The 5,448-nt window shown below is 45.7% G+C and carries 3 protein-coding genes and 1 pseudogene; 2 read left to right on the forward strand and 2 right to left on the reverse strand.

The annotated features are described in order from the left end of the window. Positions 1–140: 140 nt before the first annotated feature. Entirely contained in the window at positions 141–350 is a 210-nt protein-coding gene (locus Phpb_RS24195; RefSeq protein WP_476742271.1) for a helix-turn-helix domain-containing transcriptional regulator, read from the forward strand. On the opposite strand, the gene amiC is transcribed toward Phpb_RS24195, so the two are convergent. Next, positions 294–1,538 carry an N-acetylmuramoyl-L-alanine amidase AmiC gene (gene amiC, locus Phpb_RS21005; protein WP_065392066.1) on the reverse strand — a complete coding sequence of 415 codons (1,245 nt, stop codon included), beginning with the start codon at positions 1,536–1,538 and terminating at the stop codon, positions 294–296. The genes Phpb_RS24195 and amiC overlap by 57 nt on opposite strands. 245 nt (positions 1,539–1,783) lie before the next feature. Here amiC and argA point away from each other — a divergent pair, with 245 nt between their 5' ends. Continuing rightward, the gene (argA, locus tag Phpb_RS21010) at positions 1,784–3,118 is read left to right on the forward strand and encodes an amino-acid N-acetyltransferase (RefSeq protein WP_065392067.1); all 1,335 of its coding nucleotides are present in this window, start codon (positions 1,784–1,786) and stop codon (positions 3,116–3,118) included. Positions 3,119–3,624: 506 nt separating this feature from the next. Here the strand turns inward: argA and Phpb_RS21015 are convergent. Further along, positions 3,625–5,448: pseudogene (locus tag Phpb_RS21015) on the reverse strand (calcium-binding protein); the annotation flags it as partial.

The raw sequence follows: 5,448 nt of genomic DNA on the forward strand, positions 1-5,448 counted from the left end.
CCCAGAACAGTTTCCAGACGATTTATCACCGCCACATCTGTTATTCTGCGGCGATAATAAATGCAAGCAGACTCCGCTATAGCCTGAGCACATAAATATTGATGTGAAGGGAAAAGCAGAAATAGATAGGAGGACGGGCAATGAAATGCAGATCACACGACGACGCAATGGCCGAGGTGTTCCGCAAAGACCCAGCTTACGCGATTCAGCTACTAAACAGCATCCTTGAAGATGGCGAACAAGCCGAGTTACTGATTGCCCTTCGCCAAATGACCAAGGCTATAGCGGCAAGTTCAAATTGCCAAACTACCGCCATTCCTGAAATAAGCTTTGATACCCGCAAAAATTGACTCTGCGACTTGCTGCTGGAAACGCGCGGTTTTCAGTTTCCGCTCCTCTTCCAAATTGCTAATAAACGCAGTCTCTACCAGAATCGAGGGGATATCCGGCGCTTTCAGTACCGCGAATCCAGCTTGATCCACCCGGTTTTTATGCAGTTTATTCACCTTGCCCATGTGCTTGAGCACTTCACCGCCAAATTTAAGGCTATCATTGATTGTCGCAGTCTGTAACAAATCAAACATCGTATGATCCAGATACTTATCACCGCTTTTACTTACTCCGCCAATTTGATCAGCTTCGTTTTGCGTCTGGGCTAGAAAAAGCGCGGTATTACTGGTTGCCCCTTTAGTCGAAAGCGCAAAAACCGAAGAGCCACGGGCAGCCCGGTTAGCGAAGGCGTCTGCATGAATAGAAACGAACAGATCAGCGCGCATTTTACGCGCTTTCGCCACCCGCACTTTTAGTGGGATAAACACATCTTCATTACGGGTCATATAAACTTTCATACCCGGTTCACGCTGAATAAGCGTTTTCAATCGACGGGCAATTTTCAGAACAACGTCTTTTTCACGAGTTTTATATTTACCGATAGCGCCGGGATCTTCCCCGCCATGTCCGGGGTCAAGCATGATAATGATCGGCCTGTCTTTACCTGCTTTGCCTGACTTCGGCCTTTCCACTGGCAGATCTTCCGCCAAATGACCTTTATTGTACTCTTCGAGTAGAGCAAGTAATGGATCATCATCCGTATTAGCCCCTGCGGCCGGATAAATATCCAATACCAGACGATGTTTAAATTCTGCCACTGGCTTCAAAGTAAACATATGCGGGCTGACAGTTTGTTTAACTTCGAACACCAAACGAACGGTTTTAGGATTAAACTGCCCTGCCCTGACCAGTTTAAGATAAGGATCGCGGGGTTGAATCTGCCCTCCCATTCCGCTTAGGGTATGATTCAATTGTACCCCTTCAAGATCAACCACAATTCTGTTTGGATTTTTCAGCACAAACTGGCGATATTTGAGTGGAATATTAGATTCAAGAGTCACACGGGTATAACTGGATGCCGGCCAAATACGTACTGCTATAACTTTTGCTGACGCTGCGTAACCCACCTGACTAACACTAAGTAACCACATCGCTGCGGCTCCCTGCAACAAACGACGTCGCGACAGATTATGATCTGAATGACTCATCTACTTAATATTCCATTCATAAAATACAAACATTTGAGGTGATCTTCACCAAATGAAACGATCAAACGAAAAACGCTAACCAATCAGCACTATGCTGCCATCAATAAACAGCATTCTATATTTTGCAAATTATTAACGTCTACAGGTATATAAAAATGTTTTTATCTGAATTGCCTCTTGCCATTTTCCCTCAAAAGGAATAAAAAAGCATAAATTACGAATAAAAATTCAATCGAGAGTCTGTTATGAAAGAACGCAGCACCGAATTAGTTGAAGGATTTCGTCATTCTGTTCCGTACATCAATGCACACCGTGGTAAAACCTTTGTGATTATGCTTGGTGGAGAAGCCATTGCTCATGAAAATTTCTCTAATATCATCAACGATATAGGATTACTGCATAGTTTGGGCATCCGCCTGATCGTCGTTTATGGCGCCAGACCTCAAATTGAACAAAATCTTGTAGACCATCATTACAAACCGGTTTACCACAAACACACCCGCGTAACCGATAATAAAACATTAGAATTAGTCAAACAATCTGCTGGTTTGCTGCAACTGGATATTACCGCCCGTCTTTCTATGAACCTGAATAATACTCCGTTACAAGGAGCCAATATTAATGTTGTCAGCGGTAACTTCATTATTGCTCAACCTCTTGGTGTTGATGATGGTGTGGATTATTGCCACAGCGGAAAAATTCGCCGTATCGATGAGCATGCCATAAATCGTCAATTAGATAATGGCGCAATCGTGCTAATTGGCCCTGTCGCGGTTTCTGTCACCGGAGAGAGTTTTAATTTGCCATTTGAAGATGTCGCCACCCAATTAGCTATCAAACTACAGGCTGAAAAACTGATCGGTTTCTGTTCTACTCAAGGCGTACAAGACAAAGACGGAAACATTCTATCGGAAGTTTTTCTTAATCAAGCACCAGAGCTGATTAAAGAGCTCGAAGTTAAAGGTGACTACTATTCAGGTACAATCCGTTTTTTACGGAGTGCGGTAAAAGCTTGCCGTCGTGGCGTTCGTCGCAGCCATTTATTAAGTTATCAAGCCGATGGTTCTCTACTTCAAGAACTATTCTCCCGAGATGGTATTGGCACTCAAATAGTGATGGAAAGCGCGGAACAAATACGCCGGGCTAATATCAATGATATTGGTGGTATTCTCGAACTCATTCGCCCACTGGAACAACAAGGTATTCTGGTTCGTCGTTCAAGAGAACAACTTGAGAGAGAAATTGATAAATTCATCATTATCGAACGCGACAACCTGACCATCGCCTGTGCCGCGCTTTACCCTTATCCTGATGAAAGAATTGGCGAAATGGCTTGTTTAGCGGTTCACCCTAAATATCGCAGCTCTTTAAGAGGTGAAGTATTACTGAATCGCATTGCGGAGCACGCCAAACAGTTCGGACTGGAAAAACTATTTGTTCTGACTACCCGCAGCATTCATTGGTTCCAAGAGCGGGGTTTTGAGCCCGCGGAACTCTCAATGCTACCGATTCAGAAACAAGTGTTATACAACTATCAACGCCGTTCCAAAATCCTTATGTTAAGTTTGGAACCACAGTAATAAACGTATTCATGCCGAAAGGTTTACATTACCCTTAAACTCAGCGGTAATGATATTAAACCTACGGCATCCTACCTCTGCCTTACTCTGTTAATTCAGTGATTAATCGACAGTATGAATAGTTTTTATCTTTAATTTTGTAAATGGTATTTTATATCTACATTGCTTATTGCGAAATATCGGTACTTTGAATGATATAATGCAAACCAATGGTAAATTCACAGAATAAATGCAACATCGTTAATTTGGAAACAAACACGTTCGTATTCCCTTAAACTTCCACCCAAGTAAACTTGCAACAAACTGATAAAATAATCCATTACCCGAAGTCCATTTGTTTTTTAACAATTACCCCGTAAACCCTAGCCCAATTGAAGCGCGCCCCAAAAGTTAGACATTTTGCCTGTCGAAAAACAGAAGTCCTCAATATGGGGCGCTTACATTTAAACGGCGCGATTCACCTATTTATAAAGTACCGCAATAACCATCGCGAGCCTTGTTACCGATCAGTGCCAGTTGGCTGCCAGCACAGGTTGCAGCCGCTGTTGCTCGACATCGCCGAGCATTGTGGTCGCAGGTGTCGGCGGCGCGAAGGCAGCCATCGCCTGGACAAGATTTTCGACATTACGGTCCGTCAACCGATGACCGTCACCAGCCATGATGCTACCGGGTCGTTCGGAAGGACTGGCATACCAATTATGCAGTGTTACCTCCTGCTTACTGCCAATGACCGAAATTTGCAGATCCTGTCCTTCATGCTGGAACCACAGACGCTCAGGGCTGATGTCCTTTCCGAACACCAAGTCCCCCATATCACCACTAAATTCCAAATCGTTGTCCCCATGTCCGACTTCTACCGTCGACATAGTTCCCTTGGTAACAATATGGTTATTACCCTCCCCTACTTTTACTTTCGACATAGTACCGCTGGTCACGATATGGTTATCACCATTCCCAACTTCCACTCGCGACATGGTACCACTCGTTACTATATGGTTATTACCATCCCCCACCTTCATTGTCGCCCCTCCTCCTGTATCAGTGATACTATTGTTGCCATGTCCGACTGTGAGTTTGTTGATATCGCCGACAATGACGTTATTACCATTACCCAGCGTAATATTTGACATCGATTCTGCCACATTGACTGTATTGTCACCGTTACCCGCAACCATTTTGACGCCTACAGCTTTCACATTGACAGTCTTGCTCTCGTCCCCCAAAGTAACCTTGCCAAAGGTTCTTTGGACCGTAATGGAATTAGGGTCAGTAGTCACCGGTGTAGGTTCCACTGCTGGCTTCATTTTCGGAATGCCAGGCGTTGGGTGTAGTTCAAAAGGAGGGATACTAATCGGTTCCCGCTTAGGAATAGTGATCGGCGTTAATGCGTCCGGGAAAGTCACCGTCGGTTTATCAAGAGATTGCGTCACCACTGGCTTGACCGTTGGGACCAAATCCGGCATAGGCTCCGCAAAAAGAAAGTCGGCCGCATCGACCTGCGAAATGTCCAGGGTATCGAGATACAGCAACTTCACGTTTGAATCAGTACCGCTGGCCCCATTAAAGATAACTTCAACGCCATGAATTTGTGACAGGCCGTTGATCGTGCCACGATTACTCTTAGCAATGGTGAGTTGGCTGAAATCAGTGACGCCGGTTTGACGCAAATCAATTTTATCAACGCCGTGACGGAACCCGCGTAATGCATTCTTGTAGTCCTTGACGCCCGGTTGGGCCGCCACCACAAAAACGTCTGACGCCGCACTGTCATGACTATAGATAGTCCCATTCAAGCTAAATTTCATCTGACCCTGAGCATCGCTAGTAAGCATGACGCCCTTGCCGCCGCCCTTAAGGATCACGGTTCCCAAGCCTTCTTGTGGCTGGAGCGTTGAGGCGTCGCTACTCGTGTAAGCCACCGGGGCGATAAAGGTGTCCTGGAACTTGAAGTTCGCCGCACCAATCCCGGCGATTGTCTGATTTTTCAGGACAATGCTCTGCCCCTTACCCAGATCGACCTTAACATCCGCCCCCTGCTGTGTCAGCCGCAGATCAGCAAACGTTTTTCCACGAAATCCGACCAGATCGATGATTTCGCCACGAGCCGCTTCAAAGTTGCTAATAACATCGCTACCTGCTTCACGGCGGTAGACTACAAAGAAGTCCTTGCCCGCGCCACCTGCCAGTGTGTTGTTTCCACGCCCGCCATCAAGCAATGCATCGGCATTACCAGCAACCAGCATATCGTTGCCATCGCCGGTGACGATGTTCTGAATGCCCGACGGATTCTTTATCGTCAACGCTGTGCCGCCAATGTTGGCAACACCAGT

This window comes from Photorhabdus namnaonensis (assembly GCF_001684335.1).
GTDB lineage: Bacteria > Pseudomonadota > Gammaproteobacteria > Enterobacterales > Enterobacteriaceae > Photorhabdus > Photorhabdus namnaonensis.

Excerpts from the sequence above, each read along its gene's own strand:
- argA (WP_065392067.1), top strand. The coding sequence starts at position 1,784 with ATGAAAGAACGCAGCACCGAATTAGTTGAAGGATTTCGTCATTCTGTT.
- Phpb_RS24195 (WP_476742271.1), top strand. The coding sequence starts at position 141 with ATGAAATGCAGATCACACGACGACGCAATGGCCGAGGTGTTCCGCAAA.
- amiC (WP_065392066.1), bottom strand. The coding sequence starts at position 1,538 with ATGAGTCATTCAGATCATAATCTGTCGCGACGTCGTTTGTTGCAGGGA.